Consider the following 23,820-nt stretch of genomic DNA (forward strand, 5'->3'; position numbering starts at 1 on the left):
ACGGAGCCGTCAAGCCCGGAACGCCGTCGGACCGGCGTCGGACCGGCGTCGGACCGGCGTCGGACCGGCGTCGGACCGGCTTCGGACCGGCTTCGGACCGGCTTCGGACCGGCGCATCGTCAGGCCGAGGCGCGTTTGCGGGAGGACGCCGTCTTCTTCGCCGCGGTGTCGCCGCTGGATGACGTCTGCTTCTTCGCCGCGGTCTTCTTCGCGGTCGTCCGGCTCCCGCCGCTCCCGCCGCTTCCCCTGCTTCCTCCGCTACCACCGCTCCCGGCGGACTTCTTCGCCGTCGACGTGGACTTCTTCGCGCCGGTGGACTTGGGGGCGGACTTCTTCGTCGTGGAGCTTCCGGAGCGGGTGACGGTCTTGCCGGTCGGGGTGCGGTGCGTGGTCTTCTTCGTCTTCTTCGCGGTCGTCCCGGACGTCTTCTTGATGGGGTGGACGTCGGCGATGTCGCCCTCGTCCTCGTCCTCGTCCCCCTGCTCCCCCCGGGACTTCCTGGCCGCCTGCACGCTGTTCTCCAGGGCCGCGATCAGGTCGATGACCTTGCCGCCGCCGGCGTCCTCGGTCTCGGCCGGGCGCACGCTCTCGCCGGAGGCCTTCGCGGTGATGAGCTCCTCCACCGCCTCCCGGTAGTCGTCGTGGAGGGAGTCCATGTCGACTTCGCCGAGGGTGTCCATCAGGGCGTCCGCCAGGTCGAGTTCGGCGTCGCGGACCGTGACGTCGCTGTCCGGGGCGACGCCCTCGGGGGCGCGGATCTCGTCCGGCCACAGCAGGCCGTGCATGGCGATCACGTCGTCGACGACACGGAGCATGCCGAGCCGCTCGCGGCCGCGCAGGGCGTACTTGGCGACGGCGACCTTGTTGCTGCGCTTGAGGGCCTCGCGGAGCAGGGTGTACGGCTTGGCGGCCGGGACGCCGTTGGCGGAGAGGTAGTACGCCGCGTCCATCTGGAGGGGGTCGATCCGGTCCGAGGGCACGAAGGCGACGATCTCGATGGTCTTCGCCGTCGGCAGCGGAAGCTGGGCGAGATCCTCGTCGGTGATCGGAATCATCGTGCCGTCGGCGTCTTCGTACGCCTTGCCGATCTCGCCGGCCTCGATCTCCTCCTCGTCCAGTTCACAGACCTTGCGGTACCGGATCCGGCCACCGTCGGAGAGGTGGATCTGCCGGAAATGGATCGAGTGGTTCTCGGTGGCGTTGACCAGCTTGATCGGAATGCTGACCAGCCCGAAGGAAATCGCGCCGTTCCATATGGACCTCACCGTTCACCCCTTGTCGACCGTTAAGGACTCTTTGACCGTCAAAGGCGCTTTGGCCGGTTTTCGTGTGACTCTTATGGTATGACGCCGATCACCGAGGTGGAGGGGCGACGGGTGTCGCTCAGCAATCTCGACAAGGTCCTGTATCCGGCCACCGGGACGACCAAGGGCGAGGTCCTCCACTACTACGCGGCCACCGCGGGCGGCGTGATCCTGCCCCATCTGCGCGACCGCCCCGTGTCCTTCCTGCGGTACCCGGACGGGCCGGGCGGCCAGCTCTTCTTCACCAAGAATCCGCCGCCCGGTACGCCCGCCTGGGTGGCCACCACCCCTGTTCCCCGGAGCGAGGACCAGGCCGCCCGGCAGGTGGTCGTGGGGGATCTGGCCTCGCTGATGTGGGCGGCGAACCTGGTGGTGGAGTTCCACACTCCGCAGTGGCGCGCGGACGCGCCGGGGACGGCCGACCGGATGGTCCTCGACCTGGACCCCGGCTCCCCCGCGACCGTCGTGGAGTGCTGTGCGGTGGCGCTCTGGCTGCGGGAGCGCCTCGCGGCCGACGGGCTGTTCGCGTACGGGAAGACGTCCGGGGCCAAGGGGCTGCATCTGCTGGTCCCGCTGGAGCCCACCCCCTCCGGCGAGGTGTCCGCGTATGCGAAGCGGCTCGCGATCGAGGCGGAGGCGGCTCTGCCGGGGCTGGCGCTCCACCGGATGAAGCGCGCCCTGCGACCGGGCAAGGTCTTCGTCGACTTCAGCCAGAACGCCGCGACGAAGACGACCGCCACGCCCTACACCCTGCGGGCGAGGCCCGAGCCCACGGTGTCGGCCCCGGTCACCTGGGACGAGATCACCAGGTGCCGGGAGGCCGGGGCCCTGGTGTTCCGCGCCGAGGACATGGCCGCCCGGCTGGACCTGCACGGCGATCTGCTCGCCCCGCTGAACGCCCCGGAGCAGGCGCGCCCACTGCCGGTGTGACGCGCCTGGCCGGCTGGTGTGCAACGCCTGTCCGGCCGACGTGACGCGCCCGACCGGGCAGTGTCACGTACTCGGCGACCGGTGTCACGTACCCGGCCGGGCGGTGGGCGCCCGCTCTTCACAGCAACCTCACAGCCGAATCCTCTTGACCGGGTCATGACCTCGTCACGGGCCCGAGGAAAGGCCACAAGTGGCGGGTGGATTGTCGGAGCCGTGGTGCACACTCTGCGCAGGCGCTTTCTGCGGGGCGCGCCGGAGGGGTGTGACGGGCAGGGCGCGCTACGGTGCACGCCGGTCCGGGCGCTGTCGTGGTCGTGGGGAGGAGATGGCGTGTTCTCGGGGATCGACGAGGTCGACTGGGCCTCGATGGAGCATGCCTACGGGCCTGCCGACGATGTGCCGGCGCTTCTGCGGGGGCTCGCATCCGACGATCCGGCGCAGCGGGAGGCGGCGCTGGACGGTATGTACGGCGCGGTGCACCACCAGGGCGATGTGTACGCGTGCACGCTCGCGTGCATCCCGTTCCTGTTGGAGCTGGTCGTGGATCCGGGGGTGCAGGACCGGGGCAGCGTGGTCGAACTGCTCACCAGCATCGGCGGCTTCGACCTCGACGAGGACGACGAGGCGGAGATCGACGAGGACGAGATCGAGGGCGCCGCGAACTACGCGATGGCGGCGGCGGCGGTCACCGCGGGCGCCGGGGTGTTCTTCGAGCTGATCGCCGACGAGGACCCCGGGGTGCGGCTCGCGGCCCCGCTGGCGCTCGCCACGCTGCACCGGCACCCCGTGCGGGTGCTCGCGCTGCTGCGGGAGCGGCTGCCGGTGGAGCCCGACGAGGAGGTGCGGCTCGCCCTCGTGGAGGCGGCCGGGCGGGTCGCGCTGCGGCACCGGCCGCTGGCGGGGCGGGTCGCGGAGTGGCTGGGCCGGCTGGCGTCCCGGGCGCACTCCCCGGGGCTGCGGCTCGCGGCCCTGGCCCAGCTGGCGCGCTGTTCGCCCGACGGGCTGCCCGGCGATGTGGTGCCGGTGGTCTCGGGGCTGCTGCGCGAGATGCGATCGGCGCCGGAGGGGCACGCCGCGCGGGAGAGGAACGCAGCCCCGGAGGGTAACGCCGCGCGGGAGGCAAACGCGCCGACCCCGGACGCGCCGGCCCCGGACGCGGAGCCGATGGCCTCCAAGTCAATGGACTCCACGCCGGTCGACTCCAAGCCGATGGGCCCTGAGCCGATGGCCTCCAAGTCGGTGGACTCCAAGTCCGTGGACTCCGAGCCGGTGGACTCCACACCGGTCGACTCCGAGTCGGTGGACTCCGAGCCGGTGGACTCCGAGCCGGTGGACTCCGAGCCGGTGGACTCCGAGCCGGTGGACTCCGAGCCGGTGGACTCCGAGCCGGTGGACTCCGAGCCGGTCGCCGCGGCGGAGACCCGTCGGGGCGAGCAGGTCGCGACGCCCACGCTCGTGGGGCAACTGCGGTCGCTGTCCGCCCAGGAGAACGCCGGGCGCGGCGCCCCCTGGGCCGCGGATCTGCTGCGCACCCTGCACGTCGGCCTCGACGACCGGGTGGGCGACCGCACGGCGCTCCTCGCCGACCAGTTGCGCAGCCCCGACCGCCGGCAGCGCATCGACGCGGTACGGATGAGCGGCGGGCTGATACGGGCCTGGCGCGGCCCGTACGAGGAGTTGGTGGCGCTCGTCGGCGATCAGCTCTCCGACCCCGAGCCCCGGCTGGCCGAGGCCGCGTCCCATGTCCTGGAGGAGTTGTTCTCCCTCGCCGCGCCCGCGGCGGACGCCCTGGCCGCCCGGCTGGCCGCCGAACCCGGGGACTGGGTGAAGACCTGGGCCGGCGGTCCACCCGGGCTCGGCTCCACCGTGAAGGCCCTGGCGCGCCTCGGCGACGCCCGTGCGGTGCCCGCGCTCGCGGCGGCGCTGGAGCTGCCCGAGGTGGCGCACGACGTGGGGTTCGCGGTGGGCCACCTGGGGGCGGCGGCCCGGCCGCTCGCCGGGGCGCTGCGGCGCAGGCTCGCGGAGGTGGAGCTGAACGAGGGGGCCTACGACCGGGCGAGCCCGCTGCTGGCCGGGCTGACCGGGCTGCGGGCGGGCGAGGCGGCCCCCGAGGTGCTGCGGGTGCTGCGCGGGGCGCCGGCGTACCGGGGCGAGTGGCTGCGTACGGCGGCGCTGCGGGCGCTGGGTTCGTTCGGGCCCGCGGCGCGGGAGGCCGTCCCGGAGCTGCGGGCGCTGATCCGCCGCCCGGGGTCGGCCTCCGCGACGGAGGTGGCCGAGGCGCTGTGGGCGATCTCCGGGGACACCGATGCGGTGCTGCCGGTGCTGATCGAGGGCCTCCAGTCGGACCAGGTGCACGACCGGCGCGCGGCGGCGGTGGCGCTGGGGGCGCTCGGACCGCGCGCCTCGGTGGTCGCGCCCCGGCTGCGCGGGCTGCTGGCGCACGAGGAACTGTGGATGCGGGTGGACGCGGCGATCGCGTTGTGGGAGGTGTCCGGCCGGCCGCAGGAGACCACCGAGGCGCTGCTCGCCGGCTGGGAGCGGAGCCGCCATGTCCGGGTCCGGGTGGCAGAATGCGTGGCACGGATGGGGCCGGTCCCGGCGGGGTCGGCCGCAGCACACGTCCTGCGGAGCGAACTCGCCTCCGTGCGCCGTCACAACGCGATGGACGGTGGGTACGGCAGTCACGACATCCACGAGGACGAAAAGCTCCTGGCGCTGTGCCGACGGGCACTCCGGGGGACGGGGAAAGGGACCACGGCATGATCATTTTCGGTACCAAGGGCTACCTCTACCAGCTGGCCATCCTGACGATGGTGTGCGGCTGGTGCGGCAATCCGGCGGCGCACACCCTGCGCAAGCGGGTCACGAAGTTCACGCTGTTCTTCGTGCCGCTGTTCCCGTTCTCGACGAAGTACGCCACGCAGTGCACCTTCTGCGGCGGGGAGCAGCAGATACCCGGGGAGCAGGCGGACCAGCTGCTCGCCCAGGCCACGGCCGGGCAGGACGGCGCCGTCCACGGCCAGGCCCCGCAGCAGCCCGGCTTCACTCCGCCCGGACAGAACCCGTACCAGCGCTGACCCTCACGACCCGCACCGGCACCGGCACCGGCACCAGACCTCACCACCCGTGCCCGCGTCGCCCCTCGCCACCCGTACCGGCGCCGACGCCCACGACCCGTATCAGCGCCGGCTCCGCGGCGACCCAAAGCACCCCATAGGCCCACTCGACGTCACACAGCGGCACGAAGTCGGCATTGCGCGCGGCCGTCCGTCTAGGGTGTGAGACCGCAGTCGTCGGAGAGGAGGCGAGCCATGCTCCCGCACCGCGTCCCGGCGGCGACCCGAAGGGCCGTGTCCGCCGTGTCCGCCGTCGCCGCGCTCGCCCTGCTGTCCGGCTGCGGCGCCGCCGGCGGGCTGAGGAGCGCCGGGGACGCGCCGTCGGCCGTCGAGCCCAAGCACCTCTGGCCGGATCTGCCGCCCGCCTCCTCCGCGCCGTACGACTACGGCGAGGGCGAGACCGCGCGTATCCCGGGAATCCGGGTGACCGGCGGTGATGTGCGGCGGCTGGACCCGGTGGCCGTGGCGCAGGCCGGGCTGAAGGCGAAGACCGACCGGGACAGCGGCCTGGACGAGCTGCCGGACGACACGGTCCGGCAGGTCGAGGCGTGCCGGACCGCCCCGGACGACTGCCCGGTCCTCCCGCCGTACTACCGCGACCTGACCGGCGACGGCAGGGACGAACTGGTGCTCGGTATCCGGATGCCCGACCGGCAGATCGCCGTGCGCGTCTACATGCCGGACGGGGACCGGCTGACCCGGATCATGTCCACCTACGACGCCGTCATCAGCGTGGAGCTGGCGGGCCGGGACGTGATCATGCGGACCCCCTCGGTGATCCCGGGGTACGAATACCGCACCGCGTGGTCCTGGGACGACCGGCAGCGCGCGATGCTGCCCACCCGGGACGAGATCCTGCGGACGCCCGAGCACCGGAAGACCCCGCAGCCGCAACGCACGCCGACGAGCACGCCGACCGGCACGGGGGCAGGGGCGGGCGCGGCGACGGGCGCGCCGACGCCGTCCGCCGGCTCCTCCACCCGTACGCCCCGTACGCCTTCGGAATCCCCTGCGGGGACGCGATGAGGCGGCGCGGCTTCCGCTCGCCCTCCTGGACCGCGAGCCTCACCTGGAAGTCCGCGGTCTTCCTGACCGTCATGTGCTGCACCCTGGCCGCCCTCCTCGGCGTCCTGGTGCACACGGCGGTGACCCGGCAGACGGTCGGCCACGCCCGCGAGAAGGCGCTGGAACGGCTGGAGCTGGTCATCGACGCGTACGAGGCCGGGGAGCCGCTGCCCCGGGACTCCGGCATCGACCCGCCGGGGCTGCCCGCCTCGCTGCGCGCCCTGGCGGCGGGCGGCGAGCGGGGCACCGTCGTGGCGGACGGCCCGCACCGGCCGGGCGACCCGGACGGTCAGGGCGGCCCCGCCATGTGGGCGGCCGGTCCGGCGGACGGGCGGGCGCTGACCACCTGGACGGACTACAGCCACAGCGCCCGCACCATCGCCGGGCTCGACCGGGCCATCGCCGGTTCCTCGCTGCTGGCCATCGCCGCCACCCTGTTCGTCGGGCTGTTCGCCGTCGGCCGGGTGACCCGCAGGCTGCACCAGAGCGCCCGGGTGGCCCGCCGGATCAGTGCGGGCGACCTCGACGCCCGGGTGGACGACCCCCGGACCGCGCGCCCGGTCCGCGCCCAGGACGAGGTGGCGATCGTGGCGGGCGCGCTCGACACCATGGCCTCGACGCTTCAGCGCAAGCTCCAGACCGAGCAGCGGTTCACCGCCGATGTGGCGCACGAGCTGCGCACCCCGCTGACCGGCCTGTCGGCCGCCGCCGAACTGCTGCCGCCGGGCCGCCCGGCGGAGCTGGTGCGCGACCGGGTGCGGGCGATGCGGTCCCTGACGGAGGACCTGCTGGAGATCTCCCGGCTGGACGCCCGTACCGAGCAGGTCGACCTCGCCGTGCACGATCTCGCGCCGGTGGCGGAGCGGGTCGTCCGGGCGTCGGGCACCGACACCGAGGTACGGGTGACGGGCGCGGCCCGGGTGGAGACCGACCGGCGGCGCCTGGAGCGGGTGCTCAGCAATCTGGTGGCCAACGCCCACCGGCACGGGCGCCCTCCGGTGGTGCTGAGCGTGGACGGCGCGGTGGTCTCCGTACGCGATCACGGCCCGGGATTCCCGGCGTATCTGCTGGACGGCGGGCCGCAGCGGTTCCGTACGGACGGCGCGGGCAAGGGGCACGGCCTGGGGCTGACCATCGCCCTCGGCCAGGCCCAGGTCATCGGCGCCCGGCTGGACTTCGGCAATCCGCCGGACGGCGGGGCGCTCGCCCGGTTGACCCTGCCGGAGTACGTACATCTCGACGACGGGGATTCCGGCGGGAATCCGGGCCGGGACGGGGGACCGGCGGGGACGGATGCCCCGCACGGCCCAACGGAGGGCCGCCCTCACGCACCGTGACGCGTTGCGGACGGTGAGTGTCGAATTTAGCGTGGCCAGCACGAGCCCAGCTCGTGTCCCCCACGGTCCCTTTCCTCATCTTCCTCATCGCATGGAGGCAGTATGTCCCCCCTGTCCCGCTCCTCGCGGCTCCGCCGGCTCGGTCTCTGCGTGGCCACCGGCGCGCTCGCGGCGCTCACCGCCGCCGCCCCCGCCGCACTGGCGGCCGACCCCCAGCCCGCCGGACAGCGCGCGGAGGCCACCGTCACGGACCCGACGTCCGACGAGCTCTCCGCCTCGGCCCTCCAGCGCGAGCACGAGGCGCAGCAGAAGGAGGCCGGCCGGGAGACTCAGACCCAGGGCCAGGCAGAGTCCCAGGCGCCCAAGCGGACCTACACGGGACGGGTCATCGCCAAGCCGTACCTGCTGCTCCGTGACCGGCCGACCCGCAGCAGCCGGATCGTCGGCTCGGTCGAGTACGGCTCGATCGTCCACATCTTCTGCAAGACCAAGGGCGACAACGTCGACGGCAACCCCCGCTGGTACCTGCTGACCGACGGCACCTGGGCCTGGGGTGCGGCCCGCTACATCGAGAACATCGGCGCCGCGCCGAGGTGGTGCTGACCCCGCGTCACCCGCACACCCGCACACCCGCACGTCCGCACCTGCGTCCGCCCGTGGAGCCCGCCCGTGGAGTCCGGCCCTGTCGCCGTGAGCTCCGCGGGCGGACGCATGCCCCGGTGAGCGCCGGCCCGCGCTCCGGTGGGCTCTGACATGAGCAGGTGTGACATAAGGGAAATACCGCGTACCTCTTGCTACGTTGCGGGGCATGACCGCAACGACGGCGGACGCTCCCCCGCCCGAGCTACGCCTGCCCAAGCGGCGCGGGGTGGAGCTCGCCCTCCTCGTCGGGGGCGTCCTGATCTCCGTCCTCGGCTATGCGGCGGTCGGCCTCGCCCACGACGGCGCCGTGCCCCCCGACGTCGCCGGGTACGGCGCCGGGCTCGGCACGCTCGCGCTGCTCGCCCATGTCGCGGTCCGCTTCCGGGCCCCGTACGCCGATCCGCTGCTGCTGCCGATCGCGGTGCTGCTCAACGGTCTCGGCCTGGTACTGATCTACCGGCTCGATCTGGAGACCCCGAGGGACCAGGCCGCGCCCACCCAGCTCATCTGGTCCACGCTCGGCGTCGCGCTGTTCACCGCCGTGGTGGTGCTGCTGCGCGACCACCGGGTGCTCCAGCGGTACGCGTATCTCTCGGTGGCCACGGCGCTCGCGCTCATGACCGTGCCCATCTTCTTCCCGGCGGTGAACGGGGCGAAGATCTGGATCCGGATCGGCGGACTCTCCTTCCAGCCCGGTGAGTTCGCCAAGATCCTGCTCGCGGTGTTCTTCGCCGCCTATCTGGCCGCCAACCGCAACGCGCTCGCGTACACCGGCCGCACGGTGTGGAAGCTGCAACTGCCCTCCGGCCGGGTGCTCGGGCCGATCGTGGCGATCTGGCTGCTGAGCGTCGGGGTGCTGGTGCTGGAGCGCGATCTCGGCACCTCGCTGCTGTTCTTCGGGCTCTTCGTCATCATGCTGTACGTGGCGACCGGCCGGACCGGCTGGATCGCGGTCGGCCTGCTCCTGGCCTCCGTCGGGGCCTTCGTCGTGGGCTCCTTCGAACCACATGTCCACAGCCGGGTGCAGGACTGGCTGGACCCGTTCGCCTCGATCGACGCGGGGCAGGGGCCCGGCCAGCTCGCCCAGTCGCTGTTCGCGTTCGCCGCGGGCGGGATGCTCGGGACCGGGCTCGGCGCGGGCCACTCCATCCTGATCGGCTTCGCCGCCAAGTCCGACTTCATCCTGGCGACCGCGGGCGAGGAGCTGGGCCTGAGCGGGCTGACCGCGATCTTCCTGCTGTACGCGCTGCTCGTGGCGCGCGGCTACCGGGCCGGGCTCGCCCTGCGCGACGCGTTCGGACGGCTGCTGGCCATCGGCCTGGCGTCGATCCTGGCGCTCCAGGTGTTCGTGATCGCGGGCGGGGTGATGGGGCTGATCCCGCTGACCGGGATGGCGATGCCGTTCCTCGCGCAGGGCGGTTCCTCCGTCGTCACCAACTGGATCATCGTGGCGCTGCTGATCCGGGTCAGCGACGTCTCGCGCAGACCCCATCCGGAACAGGTGGAGACCGGGGTCATCGCGGCGTCCGTGGCGGAGGAGGACCGGTGATCCGCTGCATCCGGCGGGCCGCCGCCTTCTGTCTGCTGCTGCTCGTGGCGCTGCTCGTCAACGCGGCCCGCGTCCAGCTCTTCGAGGCCGGCGAACTGGACGACAACCCGGCCAACCGCCGTAACGCCATCGCCCGCTACGACCAGCCGCGCGGCAACATCCTGGTCGGCGACCGGGCCGTGACCGGCAACAAGGAGACCGGCGAGCAGCTCAGCTTCGAGCGCACCTATCTGCACGGCCCGCTGTACGCCCCGGTGACCGGATACGCCTCGCAGACGTACGGCACCACGCTCATCGAGAACGCCGAGGACTCCGTCCTGTCCGGTACGGACCCGGCTCTGGCGCCGCTGCCGTTCTGGAACGAGTTCACGCGGGGCCGGCAGCCGGGCGGCGATGTCGTCACCACGATCAAGGCGTCGATGCAGCAGGCCGCGTACGACGGGCTGAGCGGGCGGCGGGGCGCGGTCGCGGCCCTGGACCCGTCGACGGGCGAGATCCTGGCGCTGGTCTCGACCCCGTCGTACGACCCCGAGCGGCTGTCGGGGACCGGGTCCGCGGTGACCGAAGCGTGGGCCCGGCTGAACGCGGCCAAGAGCCTGCCGATGCTGAACCGGGCCATCCGGCAGACCTATCCGCCGGGCTCCACCTTCAAGATCGTGACGGCGGCGGCGGCGCTGGAGGCCCGGGTGGTGACGGACCCCGACGCCGCCACGGACACCCCGTCGCCGTACGTCCTGCCCGGCACGAGCACGACCCTGCCGAACGAGTCGAGCGGCTGCGAGCAGGCGTCCCTGGCGGATGCGATCCGGGTGTCCTGCAACACGGTGATGGCCCACCTGGGGGTGGAGGTCGGGCTGGACGGGATGGTGGAGGCGGCGGAGAGGTTCGGCTTCAACGACACCGGGCTGCGCATCCCGTCCGGGGTGGCCAGGAGCACCTTCGACACCGACATGAGCGACGACCAGCTCGCGCAGTCCTCGATCGGGCAGTTCAACACGACCGCGACCCCGCTCCAGATGGCGATGGTCGCCGCGGCGGTCGCCAACGGCGGGGATCTGCGCCGTCCGCATCTGGTGGACCGGGTGACCACGAACGACGGGCAGACGGTCCGGCAGGAGGGGTCCCCTCCGTACGAGCGGGCGATGAGCCCGTCGACGGCCGTGCAGCTCCAGCGGATGATGGTCGACGTGGTGGAGAACGGCACCGGGTCGAACGCGGCGATCGACGGGGCGAAGGTCGGCGGCAAGACCGGCACCGCCCAGCACGGCATCGACAACTCCGGTCTGCCGTACGCCTGGTTCATCTCCTGGGCCCAGGCCCCCGGCTCCGGCCGCCCGGCGGTCGCGGTGGCGGTGGTCGTGGAGGACGCCGCCGCCGACCGGGCCGACATCAGCGGCGGCGGCAGCGCGGCCCCGATCGCACGGGCGGTGATGGAGGCGGCGCTGGAGGAGTGACCCGCGCCCTCCGGGAGACTGGCGGCATGACACCGAGACCGTCCGCCGTGGCGCGGGCCCTGGAGCGGATCGACCGGCTGGACCCGGCGCTCAACGCGTTCATCGAGGTCTGGCCCGACGAGGCGCTCGCCCGGGAACGGCAGACCGTGGCGCGGCGACTCCCGCTGGGCGGGCTGCCGTTCGCGGTGAAGGGCCCCTCCGGCATCCGCTCGCACGCGGCCCGCCGGCTGATCGCGGCGGGCGGGGTACCGGTCGGCGCGACCTCCGTCCCCGGCCCCGGGACGGTCTGGCAGACCTGGGGCCGGGGCGCCCACGGCCGTACGGTCAACCCCTGGCGGGCGGACCGCACGCCCGGCGGTTCGTCGGCGGGCTCGGCGGTCGCGGTGGCGGCGGGGATGGTGGAGCTGGCGACGGGCAGCGACGGGGCCGGGTCGGTCCGCATCCCGGCCGCCTGGTGCGGGGTGTTCGGGCTGAAGACGACGAACGGGCTGCTCCCCTCCCCCGACCGGTCCGGGCTCGCGTCGGCGGGGGTGCTGGCGCGGACGGCCGCGGGTGCTGAGCGGTATCTCCGCCATGTGCTGGACGGGTACGAGCCGCCCGCCGCCCCGCCGCTCCCGCTTCCCGCCGTCTACAGCGAGGGCCTCGGCTTCGCGGACGTGGATCCGGAGGTGGCGGCCGTCGTCCGGGCGGCGGTGGACCGGCTCGTGGCGGCGGGGACCGTACGCCTGCTGGACACGGACTGCGCCCTGCTCGACCCGGCGCGGGCCTGGCAGGCGGTACGGGGCGGGGCGCCCGGGGACCCGGGGGCCGTGGCGGTCCGGCGGGCGAACGACGACCGGCTCGATGGCCTCTTCGCCGCCGCGCCCCTGTTGCTGACCCCGGTCACGCCGAACCGGCCGCATGGGCACGAGGGTCCGGGCGACCTCTACTCCACCGCCCTGACCTGGGCGTTCAACCTGAGCGGCCATCCGGCGGCCAGCCTGCCCGCCGGATTCACCAAGGACGGCTGCCCGGTGGGGCTCCAGCTGGTGGCGGCGCGCGGAGCCGACGTCTCGCTGCTCGGAATGGCCCGCGCGGTGGAGAGCGTCCTGCCTACCGTGCGGTCATGACCTCTATCGAGACAGAAAACGGCGGCGGAGAACACGAGTTGGCGCAGGTGAACATCTCACGGCTCAGATTCCCGCTGGACTCACCGCAACTGAAGGACTTCGTCGATGGGCTGGACCCGGTGAACGCGGTCGCCGACGAAGCCGACGGGTTCCTCTGGCGACTGCGCTCCGACTCCGGGAACGCCACGGACGTCCCGGTCTTCGGGGACGACTGGTTGATCGTGAACATGTCGGTGTGGCGGGACGTCGAAGCGCTCACCGGCTTCATGTACGCCGGGCGGCACCGGGAGCTGATGAGCCGGCGCCGTGAGTGGTTCGAGCAGATCCGGGAGGCGATGACCGCCCTTTGGTGGGTGCCGGCGGGGGTACGCCCGACGGTGGCGGACGCCGAGGAGCGGCTGCTGCACCTGCGTGAACACGGCCCGACCGAGCGAGCGTTCACCCTGCGCACCCGTTTCCCGGCACCGGCCGGAGTGCGCTGACCGGCGACGGACGGGCGGGGGAGGCTCCGGCCCCGCCCGGACCGCGGCGGGTCAGCCGATCGGCTTGCGGGCCTCCTCGCGGACCTTGGCCGTCTCCGCCGCGACCCCTGCCAGGTCGACGGACTTGGCGTCCTCCAGCACGGTCTCCGGGCGGACCAGCGCGACCATCGCGGCGGTGTTGTCGTCGCCCCAGGCGCACATGGGGATGTTCACGACGCCGCCGGACTCCTTCGACTGCACGACCTGGCATTCGATCGTGATGTCGTACCCCTCGGGCCTGAACTCCTTGGCGGGCACGACGAGCTTCGCGCCGTCGGCCTCCGCCGCACCCTCCATGATCTTGCCGCGCATGAATCCGGGGCTGGCGAGCCGCCCGTACATCCCCGAGAGCACCAGGGCGCCGCCCTTGGCCGAGGCGTAGTGCGCGACGACCGCCTCGGCGTCCCGGATGCTGGGGTCGGGAGTGTCCTCGATCTCCTTGCCCTCGGTCTCCGACAGGTCCTGGCTCAGGCTGAACTCGTCGTCCAGGAGCTTCTGCTGCACGAGGAGCCGGTGCTCCGCCTTCGGGTACGCCAGGTCGGTGCCCTTGTCGGCGAGCTGGGTGACGCCGAAGACGATCCCGCCCGCCACCAGCACCGCGCCGACCGCGATCCCGATGATCAGCCCGGTCCGCTTCCCGCGCGGCGGCTGCGGGGCCGCCGGCGGCCGGCCGCCCGTCCCCGGGCCGCCGGGCATACCGGGCTGACCCCAGCCGCCGCCCTGCTGGGGCGGGGCCGGGGGCTGCTGCGGGTAGCCGTAGGGCTGTTGCGGGACGGACCCCGGTGCGACCGGCGGCGGACCGTAGGGGTTCTGCGGGGACGGCGGCCCGTACGGGCCCTGCGACGGGTAGGGCGGGGTGGTCATACGCTCACGGTACGACACGTTTGCGAACGGAATTTCGATGCGGCCGATATCGGTACCAGGTCGAGAGAATCGCCCCGCGCGCGGACGGCCCGCCCCATCGGCTCACCCCGACACCCCGCTCCGGTCCCCGCCACTCAGGCGGCTTCGGCGGCCCCCTCGCCGATGGCCTCCGCGACCTCCGCCACCCGGGCCCGCTCCTCGGCGGCGAAGCGCTCGCGGTCCAGTTCCTCGGCTATCTCCTCGTCCTGGGACATCAGCAGGTCGAGGCTGGAGTCGCCGAGTTCGAGGACGCCCATGTCGACGTACGCCTTCTGGAGCCGCGGACCCCACAGTCCGATGTCCTTGACGCACGGGACGATCCGGCTGAACAGGAGCTTGCGGAAGAGCTGGAGGTACTCGGAGTGCTCGGAGAGGTCCTTCGCCTCCTGCTTGCCGATGCCGAAGTTCTCCAGGACCTCGACGCCGCTGAGCCGGTCGCGCATCAGGTAGCAGCCCTCGATGACGAACTCCTCGCGCTCGCGGAGTTCGGCGTCGCCCAGCTGCCTGTAGTAGTCGCGCAGCGCCATCCTTCCGAAGGCGACGTGCCGGGCCTCGTCCTGCATGACGTACGCGAGGATCTGCTTGGGCAGCGGCTTGGTGGTGGTGTCGCGGATCATCCCGAAGGCGGCCAGCGCCAGGCCCTCTATGAGGACCTGCATCCCGAGATAGGGCATGTCCCAGCGGGAGTCGCGCAGGGTGTCGCCCAGCAGCCCCTGGAGGTTGTCGTTGACCGGGTAGAGCATGCCGATCTTCTCGTGCAGGAAGCGGCCGTAGATCTCGGCGTGCCGGGCCTCGTCCATGGTCTGCGTGGCGGAGTAGAACTTGGCGTCCAGGTCGGGGACGGACTCCACGATGCGCGCCGCGCACACCATCGCGCCCTGCTCGCCGTGCAGGAACTGGCTGAACTGCCAGGAGGTGTAGTGCTTGCGCAGCTCCCCCCGGTCCTTCTCCGTCATCTTCGCCCAGTGCGGGGTGCCGTACAGCGCGAGCGCCTCGTCGGGGGTGCCGAGCGGGTCGGCGGGGTCGACCTCCAGGGACCAGTCGATCCGCTTGCTGCCGTCCCACTGCTTGTCCTTGCCCTTCTGGTAGAGGGCGAGGAGGCGTTCGCGCCCGTCGTCGTAGTCCCAGCTGAACCGGGCGGCTCCGGTGGCGGGGACCTGCCATATCGGTTCGGCGGGCGGGGTGGTGTAGAGGTCATGTGTGGACACGGACGGCTCCTTCGCCTCGACTGACTCGATCTGCTCGACCTGCTCGACCTGCTCGATCCGCTCGGCCTGATCGACAAGTTCCCTGACACCGACGGCAGTTGAACGCGGGCTCCGGCCGCCTCCCTGACAGGTTCACACCTTGGTAGACAGCGGGTCAACAAGTTGCACCGAGTCGTGCGCAGGGGATTGACGGCCTTGCTGACAGGAAGTCTCATAAGGGGTGACCGCCGGTGACTCCCGCTTCCGGCAGCTCCTGCTTCCGACGACCCCCGCTTCCGGTAACTCCCGCTTCCGCTAACTCCTGTGTGAGGTGCTCCCGCCATGACGACCGTCACCGCCGCTCGCGACATGACCGTGCTCCGCGACGCGCTCGGGCCGCTCCGCGACCGCGAGCAGATCGCCCTGCGGCTGCTCGCATCCTCGGCCAAGCACTCCTTCGACCCCGACACCGAACTCGACTGGGACGCGGCCGTCGAGGAGGGCAAGTGGTTCTGGCCGCCGGAGCTGCTCTCGCTGTACGGGACCCCGATGTGGGACCGCATGTCCGAGGAGCAGCGGCTCGACCTCTCCCGGCACGAGGCGGCGGCACTGGCCTCGCTCGGCATCTGGTTCGAGATCATCCTGATGCAGCTGCTGGTCCGGCACATCTACGACAAGCCGGTGACCAGCAACCACGTCCGCTACGCGCTCACGGAGATAGCCGACGAGTGCCGGCACTCGATGATGTTCGGCCGCATGATCGACTGGGGCGGCGCCCCGGCGTACCCGGTGCCGCGCGTCTACCACCAGCTGGCGCGCGTCCTGAAGACCGCCTCCACCACCCCCGGTTCGTTCGCCGCGACCCTGCTGGGCGAGGAGATCCTCGACTGGATGCAGCGGCTGACGTTCCCGGACGAGCGGGTGCAGACCCTGGTGCGCGGCGTGACCCGCATCCATGTGATCGAGGAGGCCCGGCACGTCCGGTACGCCCGGGAGGAGCTGCGCCGCCAGATGGTGACCGCCCCGCGCTGGGAGCGCGAACTCACCAAGGTCAGCTGCGGCGAGGCGGCCCGGGTCTTCTCCGTCTGCTTCGTGAACCCACGGGTGTACGAGAACGTCGGCCTGGACCGCCGTGAGGCCCTCGCCCAGGTCAAGGCCAGCAGGCACCGCGCCGAGGTGATGCAGTCGGGCGCGAAGCGGCTCACCGACTTCTTCGACGACATCGGACTGCTGAACGGCGTCGGCCGCCGGCTGTGGCGGAGCTCCGGCCTGCTGGCCTGAATCCGTGCGGACGGGAGGGCCTGGACCCGGTGGTCCTCAACCCACCGGCGATAGGCTCGGTGGCATGACCTCCACCGCCGCAGCCCCGCCGCCCCGGGCGACGTACCGCAGGCTCAGCGTCGAGGAGCGCCGCGCCCAGCTGCTGCTCGCCGCGCTCGGCCTCTTCGCCCACCGGGCGCCCGACGAGGTCTCGCTCGACGAGGTGGCGGTGGCGGCCGGGGTGTCCCGGCCGCTCGTCTACCGCTACTTCCCGGGCGGGCGGCAGCAGTTGTACGAGGCCGCGCTCGGCTCGGCGGCCGACGAGCTGACCCTGTGCTTCACCGAACCGCCGGCGGGCCCGCCCACCGAGCGGGTCGCCCGGGTCCTGGACCGCTACCTCCGCTTCGTCGACGAGCACGACACCGGGTTCAGCGCCCTGCTGCGCGGCGGCAGCGTCGTGGAGACCTCCCGTACGACGACGATCGTGGACGGGGTGCGACGGGCGGCGGCCGACGAGATCCTGCGCCACCTCGGGCGGATCGGCGGGGCCGGGGAGCAGCCCGCCGGGCCGAGGCTGCGGATGATGGTCCGCAGCTGGATCGCGGCCGTCGAGGCGGCCTCGCTGATCTGGCTCGACGACGGGAAGCGGCCGGACGCGGCCGAGCTGCGCGGCTGGCTGGTCGACCACCTGATCGCCCTGCTCGCCGCGACCGCCGCCACCGACCCGGAGACCGCGGCGGTGGTGAACGACCTGCTGGCGCTGGAGCGGGCCGACGGCCCGGCGGGACGGCTGACGGAACGGGTGATTCCGGTCTTCGCGGAGGCGGCACACCTGCTGCCCGCGCCCGCTGCGTCAGACTGACCCGGTGAAGAGCGAGAACACCCCTTTCCGAGGCGGCCCCCTGGACGGCCGGGTCCTGCCGATCCTGCTCGGCCCGACCGGCCATCCACCGAAGTGGTACGAGGTCCCCGTCCCCTCCCCCGACGGCGGCCCCGCCACCGTGTACGCCTACCAGCGGGTCCCGGCCGGCTACACCAAGCGGCTCGGGCTCCAGCGCGGCTGGGTGTACGAGTACGCCCCCGGGGGCCGCGAGCGCCGCACCCTCAAGTGGCCCTGGTCCAAGCCGCCGGGCCGCGACTGACCGACGGGCGGACCGCCCGCAGGGCTCAGGCCCTAAGACCCACCGGCGATTGGGGGGCGGCGTCGCGGGGCTGGGCACGCACTCCCCCAAGCTCTCGGCTTCGCTCGAGCAGGGAGGGGCCCCCTCCGGCGTTGTCGTCAATCACCATGGCTCCTTCCCCAAGCTCTCGGCTCCGCTCGAGCAGGGGAGACCCCATCTGCCTCAATCCTCCGCCTTGCAGCTGCACGCACCCGGCCCCGCTCCTTCTCCCACCCCCCAATTACCGGTGGGTCTAAGATCGACGGTCAGGTGCCGAAGGACGGGTCACTCGGTCGCCGGAGGACGGTCACAAGGGGGGTGCGCCATGGAGGCGCTGCGTCAGGACGATCCACGCCGCTTCGGCCGCTTCACCGCGCTGGCCCGCTTCCACGAAGGCGCGAGCGCCGTGCGGTACGTGGCCCGGGACACCGCCTCCGGCGAGACGGCCCTCATCACCGCCGCGCGCCCCGAGCTGGCCGCCGTACCGGTCTTCAGCCGCCGCTTCCAGGCCGAGGCCCGCACCGCCGAACGCCTCGCGGGCGGCTGGGTGGACCCGCCCCTGGACATCGGCGAGGAGCCGGATGCCCCGGCCGACGGGCCGGGCCTCCTGTGGACGGCGACGGGTTACGTCCCCGCGCTGCCGCTGGCCGAGGCGATCGGGATCGCCGGTCCGCTGCCCGAGCGGGCCGTGCGGATACTGGGCGCGGGCGTCGCCGAGATCCTCTCCCGGGTGCACGCCGCCGGGTCCGTACTCCAGGGGCTGGCTCCCGGCACGGTGCTGCTGGCCGCCGACGGCCCCCGCCTCACCGCCTTCGGCCCGCTGGGCGCCGCCGCGTCGGCGGAGGCCGGGCCGGGCGGCCAGCTCTCGGTACGGCTCGGCTATCTGACGCCCGAGCAGATCGAGGGCAAGGAGGTCTCCGCCGCCTCCGACCTGTTCGTACTGGGGCTGCTGCTGGCGTACGCGGCGACCGGGACGACCCCGTTCACGGAGGGCCCGGCCGGGGAGGCCGCCCGCCGGATCGCCGAGGACGAGCCCGAACTCGACGCCGTGCCGGAGGAGTTGCGCGAGCTGATCGCGGGCTGCCTGGCGAAGGACCCGGCCCAGCGCCCCACCGCCGGCACGGTCGCCGCCGAACTGGCCCTGGAGGGCGCGGCGGGCCTCGCCCTGGGCGGCTGGCTCCCCGAACGGCTCGCGGCGGCGGTCGCGGACCAGGAGGCACGGGTCCTGGCCCTGGAGGTACCGGAGGCGAAGGCGGAGGCCGGGGCGCCCGAGGCGGAGGGGACGCCGGCGCCTGCGTCGGAGGGGACCTCTGAGCCTGAGCCGGAGCGGACCTCCGGGCCTGCGTCGAAGCGCACCTCGAAGTCCGAGCAGGAGCGGACGCCTGAGCCTACGACGGAGGGCACCCCGGAGGCCGAGCCGGAAGGGACCTCGGCACCCCAGGACGCCCGGCCGGTGGACGTGCCCGCGCCCCAGAAGCCCGTGACGGCCCCCGGGACACCGGAGGCCGAGCCGGAGGGGACGTCTGAGCCTGCGTCGGAGGGCACGTCTGAGCCCCAGGACGCCCGGCCAGAGGACTCCCGCACGAAGGACGCCCGGCCCGAGGACCCTCGCACGAACCCGGAGCCGATGGACGCCCGTACGACCCGGGAGCCCGAGGACGCCCGGCCTCTGCCCGCGTTGCCGGCAAACGCCCCCGCGCCGCCGGTAGACGCCCCCGCATCGCCGGTGGACACGCCCGCCCCGCCCGTGGACGCGCCCCAGGAGCCCGCCGCCGCTCCGGTGTCCGCAGGCGACGGGGACACCGAGGAGGACCGGGGCACCACGCGGTTCCTCAACACCGGGCCGCGACCGCCGCAGAACGACCGCCCGACGACTCAGCTCGCGCTCCCCCACGAACTCACCGCACCCCCGGGCGCCGGCCTCGCCCCGGCGGCCCGTCCGATGCCGCCCGCACCGCCCGCCGCACCCGTCACCCCGCAGCAGCCGGGCGCTACGCACGGCGGCCCCGCGCCGTACCCCGCCGCGGCGCTCCCGGCCGGGCCCGCCGGTCCGGGCGGGCCCGCCGGGGGCCCCATGGTGTCGTTGCCGCTGCCTCCCGCGCCGGCCCCGGCGCCCGGCCCCGCCGCGAGCCGCCGGACCCTGCTGACCATCGCGGCGGCGGCCGTCGGCGGGCTGGTCGTGGGCGGCGGTTCGGTCGCCGCGCTCGGGTCCGGGGACACCGCGGAGGCGACGGACGACAAGCCCGCGCCGAAGCCCCGCCGGACGCTCCCCGGGCAGGCCCCCGAGCCGCGCTGGATCTACGCGCACCCGGCCTCCGAGTCGTCCCCGCTCACCACCGCCGTATGGCAGGACAAGCTGCTCGTGGTGACCAGCGAGAGCCAGGCCAGCGCCGTGGACCTGCGCACCGGCAAGCGGCTGTGGCAGCGCGCGGACGCCGCGAAGGGGCAGGCCGCGCTGGCGGCGGGCGGCGACCTGGTCTTCGTGGCGAGCCCGACGGAGTTCCTGTGGCTGTCGCCGGAGAACGGCAAGGTCGTGCACCGCGTGCGCTACACGGACGCCTTCGCCGACCTGCCGGGCCTCACCGTCGGCCGGCTGGCCGGGAGCTCCGGGCCGGTCGTCTGGTTCACCGGATCGCACACGGTCACCGTGAAGGCCCCGAAGCCGAAGAAGGGCAAGAAGAAGGGCAAGGACAAGGAAGTCGTCCGGGCCCACTTCTTCGCGTACGACATCGTGCAGCGCAGGGAGTTGTGGCGGACTCCCGTGCCCGCGGGCCGCGCCCCCGGCACCCCCGCCTACCGTGTGGTCGCGGAGCGCTCCGCCGACGTCCTCGTACGGCAGGACGCGGTCAGCCTGACGGCGGCCGAGGTCAAGGACGCCAAGGGGAAGGGATCGGTCCGCTCGTTCGACCAGAAGACCGGCAAGCTGCTGTGGACCAAGCAGTACGGCGCGGCCTCCCCCGAAGCGGCCACCACGGGCGACGAGGACGGGACGCTGTACGCGGCGGTCGGCACGGACCTCCAGGCCTTCGAGACGGACACCGCCAAGCCGCTGTGGCGCGTCGAGGGCAGCGACGGCTCGGTGTTCGGCACCCCCCTGGTCGCCGGGCCCCTGATCCACACCACCGAACGCAGCCGGCTGGTCGGCGCGGTGGAACGGGAGAGCGGCCGGCTCGTATGGCGGCGCTCCACGGAGGTGCCGGGCATCGGGAACGCTCCGTCGCTCACGCTGAGCCGCAGCGAGAAGACCCTGATCGCCGCCGACGCCGTGCAGGTAACGGCGTTCTCGGCGGCCGACGGCGAGCGGCTGTGGAAGTTCCAGGACATCGGGTCGGCCGATCCGAAGGGCGCGACGGTGAGCGCGCCGTACCGGGCGCTCGCCATCGGGGAGACCGTCGTCGTCCAGCGGGACAGGTCCTTCTACGCCTTCCCGGTGGCCTGAGACCCGAGCCTGTTCACCGCCACCACCGCCGCCACCGCCGTCCGGGGGATCCCCGGACGGCGCGCCGCGTGGTGCTTGCGTCACCTGACATCGAGTGACCGGATGATCGGATTCGCCCATTTATGGACGAGCCCGTTGCCGGGCTACGTCTCCGTCACGGAGGTGATGTCGTGTCAGGCAGACTCCTGCGCGTGGTCTGCACGACCGCGCTGGCCGCGGCGCTCACGGTCTCCCCCACCGCCGTATCGGCCGAGCCGGGCCCCGTACCGTCCGAGGAACCTGGCCCCGTAGCGTCCGAGGAATCCGACGAGGCAGACGCCCCGGACTCACCGGACTCACCGGACTCACCGGAGAACGACGCCGGGACCGCCCTCGGTGCGCCGGAAGCGCCCAGGAGTGTCGTCGCCCTGCTGCGCGAGTTGCAGACCCGCTACCAGGCGGCGGAGGAGGCGAGCGAGACCTACAACGCCACCGCCGAGAAGCTGAAACAGCGGACCGCGCAGGTGAAGAAGGTGAACGCGGACCTGGCGAAGGCGCGGGCCGCGCTGGAGCTCAGCCGCGGGGACGCCGGGCGGCTGGCCCGCGAGCAGTACCAGGGGCGTACCGAATTCTCCGCGTACCTCCACCTGCTGCTGGCCCGCGACCCCCTGCGGGCCCTGGACCAGAGCCATGTCGTGGGGCGGCTGGCCGCGAACCGCGCGGCGACGGTGGACCGGCTGACCGATGCCGCCCGGCGGGCCGACACGCTGGCCGCCGCCTCCCGCAAGGCGCTGGACCGGCAGAAGAAGCTGGCCGACCGGCAGAAGAAGCAGCGCGACACCGTGCGGGGCAGGCTGAAGGATGTCGAGGGGCTGCTGGCCACGCTCTCCGACGAGCAGCTGGCCCAGCTCGCCGAACTCGAACAGCGGGGCGTGGAGGAGGCCCAGCGCAAGCTGGTGGCCTCCGGAGCGCTCAGCTCCACCCGGCCGCCCACCCGGCAGGGCGGTGACGCCGTCGCGTACGCGATCCGGCAGATCGGCAAGCCGTACGTGTGGGGGGCCGAGGGCCCCGGCTCCTTCGACTGCTCCGGGCTCACGTCCCGGGCCTGGTCGGCGGCGGGGCGGGCGATCCCGCGCACCTCGCAGGAACAGTGGAAGCAGCTCCCGAAGGTGCCGGTCTCCGCGCTGCGCCCCGGGGACCTGGTGATCTACTTCCCGAAGGCGACCCACGTGGCGCTGTACATCGGCAACGGTCTGGTGGTGCAGGCACCGCGCCCCGGCACCAAGGTGAAGGTCTCCCCCCTGGCGTCGAACCCGCTGCTGGGGGCCGTCCGCCCCGACCCCGGCGGCGCCCCGCTGTCCACGTACACGCTCCCGGAGCTGCCCGAGGGCGCACGCGACGGCGCGGACACCGGGTACGGCACGGACGCGGCGCCGGACGCCACCCCGTAGACCGGAACGGAGTACGGACACCCCGCACGGCCACCGCACAGCTGACCCGAACGGCTAGCCCGCACGGCTGACCCGTACGGAAAGAACCTCGGCGGCCGGGCCGGCGGTGCGGGTCCGGCCGCCGAAGCGGTGGGTGGGTCGCTCAGGCGCCTGTCAGCCGGCGGAGAGCGAGGCCAGGTACGCGTTGGTCTTCTCGGGCTCGTAGAAGAAGTTCTCGAAGTCCGCCGGGTTGTTGAACCCGTTGGCGAAGCGGTCCGCCGCGGGCCGGAGCCGGCCGGCCGCGCCGATCAGATTCAGCACGTGCTCCGGCGGGACCCCGAGCATCGCGTTGGTCCACTTCGTGACGTGCTGCGCGGTGTCCCAGTAACGGTCGAACGTGGACTGCATCCACGCCGCGTCGAACTCCTTCCCACCGTGCTCGATGATCGCGTCCAGGTACGCGTTCGCGCACTTGGAGGCCGAGTTGGAGCCCTGGCCGGTGATCGGGTCGTTGGCCACGACGACGTCCGCGACGCCGAGGACCAGGCCGCCGCCGGGCAGCCGCCCGACCGGCTTGCGGACCGTGGGGGCGTAGCGGCCGGCGAGGGTGCCGTTGGCGTCGGTCAGCTCGACCTTGGTGGCGCGGGCGTACTCCCACGGCGTGAACCGCTCCATGAGCTCCAGCGTCTTCGCGAGGTGCTCCGAGGGGTCCCTGATGCCCTGGAAGGCGTCCAGCGGTCCGCCCGGGATGCCTTCCCAGAAGAGGATGTCGGCGCGGCCGGAGGTCGTGAGCGTCGGCATCACGAACAGCTCGCCGACCCCCGGCACGAGGTTGCACCGGACCGCGTCGAACTCCGGGTGCTCGGGGCGCGGGCCCATCCCGTGGACGTAGGCGACGGCCAGCGCGCGCTGCGGGGCGTCGAACGGCGAACGGGCCGCGTCCCGGCCGAACATGGAGACCAGCTCGCCCTTGCCGGCCGAGACCATCACCAGGTCGTAGGTGCGGGAGAAGTAGTCCAGGTCGGAGACGGCCGCCCCGTGGATGACGAGCTGCCCGCCGCGCTGGGCGAAGGTCTCCATCCAGCCCGCCATCTTCACGCGCTGGTCGACGGACTGGGCGTAGCCGTCCAGCCTGCCGACCCAGTCGATGGCGCGGGAGGAGTCGGGGGCGGCGACGGAGACGCCGACGCCCTCGATCTTCGGGGCCTGGGATTCCCAGAAGTTCAGCTCGTAGTCCCGCTCGTGCTGGAGCGCGGTGTGGAACATGCACTGCGTCGACATGACCCGGCCGGTGCGGATCTCGTCGGCGGTGCGGTTGGACATCAGGGTGACTTCGTAGCCTCTGGACTGCAGCCCCAGGGCCAGCTGGAGACCGGACTGTCCGGCTCCGACTATGAGTATCTTCCGCATCGCGGCTCTCCGTTGGGTTGATCGA

Annotated in this window: 19 protein-coding genes; 15 read left to right on the forward strand and 4 right to left on the reverse strand. The window is 73.1% G+C overall.

Annotated features, from left to right (window positions below):
- Positions 1-119 precede the first annotated feature (119 nt).
- Complete coding sequence (locus tag ACGF2Y_RS12205; RefSeq protein WP_392945569.1) at positions 120-1,265, reverse strand: Ku protein; 1,146 nt, start codon at positions 1,263-1,265, stop codon at positions 120-122.
- A gap of 78 nt (positions 1,266-1,343) precedes the next feature.
- Here ACGF2Y_RS12205 and ligD point away from each other — a divergent pair, with 78 nt between their 5' ends.
- From ligD to ACGF2Y_RS12255, 10 genes are all read left to right on the forward strand, one after another.
- On the forward strand, positions 1,344-2,234 hold the full coding sequence (gene ligD / locus ACGF2Y_RS12210) for a non-homologous end-joining DNA ligase (RefSeq protein WP_392945571.1): 891 nt from the start codon (positions 1,344-1,346) through the stop codon (positions 2,232-2,234).
- A 330-nt stretch (positions 2,235-2,564) separates the two neighbouring features.
- The gene (locus tag ACGF2Y_RS12215) at positions 2,565-4,997 is read left to right on the forward strand and encodes a HEAT repeat domain-containing protein (protein WP_392945573.1); all 2,433 of its coding nucleotides are present in this window, start codon (positions 2,565-2,567) and stop codon (positions 4,995-4,997) included.
- Positions 4,994-5,311, forward strand: a complete 318-nt coding sequence (locus ACGF2Y_RS12220) for a zinc-ribbon domain-containing protein (RefSeq protein ID WP_392945575.1) — start codon at positions 4,994-4,996, stop codon at positions 5,309-5,311. Before ACGF2Y_RS12215 ends, ACGF2Y_RS12220 begins: the two co-directional genes overlap by 4 nt.
- A 234-nt stretch (positions 5,312-5,545) precedes the next feature.
- On the forward strand, positions 5,546-6,376 hold the full coding sequence (locus ACGF2Y_RS12225) for a hypothetical protein (protein WP_392945577.1): 831 nt from the start codon (positions 5,546-5,548) through the stop codon (positions 6,374-6,376).
- Complete coding sequence (locus ACGF2Y_RS12230) at positions 6,373-7,752, forward strand: ATP-binding protein (protein ID WP_392945579.1); 1,380 nt, start codon at positions 6,373-6,375, stop codon at positions 7,750-7,752. Before ACGF2Y_RS12225 ends, ACGF2Y_RS12230 begins: the two co-directional genes overlap by 4 nt.
- Before the next feature lie 102 nt (positions 7,753-7,854).
- Positions 7,855-8,355 carry an SH3 domain-containing protein gene (locus ACGF2Y_RS12235; protein WP_392945581.1) on the forward strand — a complete coding sequence of 167 codons (501 nt, stop codon included), beginning with the start codon at positions 7,855-7,857 and terminating at the stop codon, positions 8,353-8,355.
- A 205-nt stretch (positions 8,356-8,560) separates the two neighbouring features.
- On the forward strand, positions 8,561-9,943 hold the full coding sequence (locus ACGF2Y_RS12240; protein WP_392945583.1) for an FtsW/RodA/SpoVE family cell cycle protein: 1,383 nt from the start codon (positions 8,561-8,563) through the stop codon (positions 9,941-9,943).
- Positions 9,940-11,397 (forward strand): penicillin-binding transpeptidase domain-containing protein, encoded by a 1,458-nt coding sequence (locus ACGF2Y_RS12245; RefSeq protein ID WP_392945585.1) that lies wholly within the window; start codon positions 9,940-9,942, stop codon positions 11,395-11,397. The genes ACGF2Y_RS12240 and ACGF2Y_RS12245 overlap by 4 nt, the downstream gene beginning before the upstream one ends.
- A gap of 26 nt (positions 11,398-11,423) precedes the next feature.
- Positions 11,424-12,506 carry an amidase family protein gene (locus ACGF2Y_RS12250; protein WP_392945587.1) on the forward strand — a complete coding sequence of 361 codons (1,083 nt, stop codon included), beginning with the start codon at positions 11,424-11,426 and terminating at the stop codon, positions 12,504-12,506.
- Positions 12,503-12,988, forward strand: coding sequence for a DUF3291 domain-containing protein (locus tag ACGF2Y_RS12255; RefSeq protein ID WP_392945589.1), 486 nt, complete (start codon positions 12,503-12,505; stop codon positions 12,986-12,988). Before ACGF2Y_RS12250 ends, ACGF2Y_RS12255 begins: the two co-directional genes overlap by 4 nt.
- 51 nt (positions 12,989-13,039) lie before the next feature.
- Here the strand turns inward: ACGF2Y_RS12255 and ACGF2Y_RS12260 are convergent, their stop codons facing one another.
- Together ACGF2Y_RS12260 and ACGF2Y_RS12265 are read right to left on the reverse strand one after the other, a co-directional pair.
- On the reverse strand, positions 13,040-13,891 hold the full coding sequence (locus tag ACGF2Y_RS12260; protein ID WP_392945591.1) for a hypothetical protein: 852 nt from the start codon (positions 13,889-13,891) through the stop codon (positions 13,040-13,042).
- 134 nt (positions 13,892-14,025) lie between these two features.
- Positions 14,026-15,138, reverse strand: a complete 1,113-nt coding sequence (locus ACGF2Y_RS12265) for a ferritin-like domain-containing protein (RefSeq protein ID WP_392945593.1) — start codon at positions 15,136-15,138, stop codon at positions 14,026-14,028.
- Between the two features lie 321 nt (positions 15,139-15,459).
- Here ACGF2Y_RS12265 and ACGF2Y_RS12270 point away from each other — a divergent pair, with 321 nt between their 5' ends.
- From ACGF2Y_RS12270 to ACGF2Y_RS12290, 5 genes are all read left to right on the forward strand, one after another.
- Positions 15,460-16,398 carry a diiron oxygenase gene (locus tag ACGF2Y_RS12270; RefSeq protein ID WP_392945595.1) on the forward strand — a complete coding sequence of 313 codons (939 nt, stop codon included), beginning with the start codon at positions 15,460-15,462 and terminating at the stop codon, positions 16,396-16,398.
- Positions 16,399-16,462: 64 nt separating this feature from the next.
- Positions 16,463-17,239 carry a TetR/AcrR family transcriptional regulator gene (locus ACGF2Y_RS12275; RefSeq protein ID WP_392945597.1) on the forward strand — a complete coding sequence of 259 codons (777 nt, stop codon included), beginning with the start codon at positions 16,463-16,465 and terminating at the stop codon, positions 17,237-17,239.
- A 4-nt stretch (positions 17,240-17,243) separates the two neighbouring features.
- Complete coding sequence (locus ACGF2Y_RS12280) at positions 17,244-17,519, forward strand: hypothetical protein (RefSeq protein ID WP_392945599.1); 276 nt, start codon at positions 17,244-17,246, stop codon at positions 17,517-17,519.
- Between the two features lie 343 nt (positions 17,520-17,862).
- Positions 17,863-20,976 (forward strand): PQQ-binding-like beta-propeller repeat protein, encoded by a 3,114-nt coding sequence (locus tag ACGF2Y_RS12285; protein ID WP_392945601.1) that lies wholly within the window; start codon positions 17,863-17,865, stop codon positions 20,974-20,976.
- Between the two features lie 170 nt (positions 20,977-21,146).
- A complete protein-coding gene (locus ACGF2Y_RS12290) occupies positions 21,147-22,406 on the forward strand; it encodes an NlpC/P60 family protein (RefSeq protein WP_392945603.1) in 1,260 nt (419 codons plus the stop codon).
- Positions 22,407-22,559: 153 nt separating this feature from the next.
- Here the strand turns inward: ACGF2Y_RS12290 and ACGF2Y_RS12295 are convergent, their stop codons facing one another.
- The gene (locus tag ACGF2Y_RS12295; RefSeq protein ID WP_392945605.1) at positions 22,560-23,795 is read right to left on the reverse strand and encodes a styrene monooxygenase/indole monooxygenase family protein; all 1,236 of its coding nucleotides are present in this window, start codon (positions 23,793-23,795) and stop codon (positions 22,560-22,562) included.
- Positions 23,796-23,820: the final 25 nt, after the last annotated feature.

It is taken from the genome of Streptomyces sp. NPDC048142, assembly GCF_043202835.1.
In the GTDB taxonomy this organism is placed as follows: domain Bacteria; phylum Actinomycetota; class Actinomycetes; order Streptomycetales; family Streptomycetaceae; genus Streptomyces.

Bases quoted from the DNA above. Each gene is read 5' to 3' on its own strand.
- ligD (WP_392945571.1), top strand. From the start codon at position 1,344: ATGACGCCGATCACCGAGGTGGAGGGGCGACGGGTGTCGCTCAGCAAT.
- ACGF2Y_RS12220 (WP_392945575.1), top strand. From the start codon at position 4,994: ATGATCATTTTCGGTACCAAGGGCTACCTCTACCAGCTGGCCATCCTG.
- ACGF2Y_RS12225 (WP_392945577.1), top strand. From the start codon at position 5,546: ATGCTCCCGCACCGCGTCCCGGCGGCGACCCGAAGGGCCGTGTCCGCC.
- ACGF2Y_RS12230 (WP_392945579.1), top strand. From the start codon at position 6,373: ATGAGGCGGCGCGGCTTCCGCTCGCCCTCCTGGACCGCGAGCCTCACC.
- ACGF2Y_RS12235 (WP_392945581.1), top strand. From the start codon at position 7,855: ATGTCCCCCCTGTCCCGCTCCTCGCGGCTCCGCCGGCTCGGTCTCTGC.
- ACGF2Y_RS12240 (WP_392945583.1), top strand. From the start codon at position 8,561: ATGACCGCAACGACGGCGGACGCTCCCCCGCCCGAGCTACGCCTGCCC.
- ACGF2Y_RS12250 (WP_392945587.1), top strand. From the start codon at position 11,424: ATGACACCGAGACCGTCCGCCGTGGCGCGGGCCCTGGAGCGGATCGAC.
- ACGF2Y_RS12255 (WP_392945589.1), top strand. From the start codon at position 12,503: ATGACCTCTATCGAGACAGAAAACGGCGGCGGAGAACACGAGTTGGCG.
- ACGF2Y_RS12260 (WP_392945591.1), bottom strand. From the start codon at position 13,891: ATGACCACCCCGCCCTACCCGTCGCAGGGCCCGTACGGGCCGCCGTCC.
- ACGF2Y_RS12270 (WP_392945595.1), top strand. From the start codon at position 15,460: ATGACGACCGTCACCGCCGCTCGCGACATGACCGTGCTCCGCGACGCG.
- ACGF2Y_RS12275 (WP_392945597.1), top strand. From the start codon at position 16,463: ATGACCTCCACCGCCGCAGCCCCGCCGCCCCGGGCGACGTACCGCAGG.
- ACGF2Y_RS12285 (WP_392945601.1), top strand. From the start codon at position 17,863: ATGGAGGCGCTGCGTCAGGACGATCCACGCCGCTTCGGCCGCTTCACC.
- ACGF2Y_RS12295 (WP_392945605.1), bottom strand. From the start codon at position 23,795: ATGCGGAAGATACTCATAGTCGGAGCCGGACAGTCCGGTCTCCAGCTG.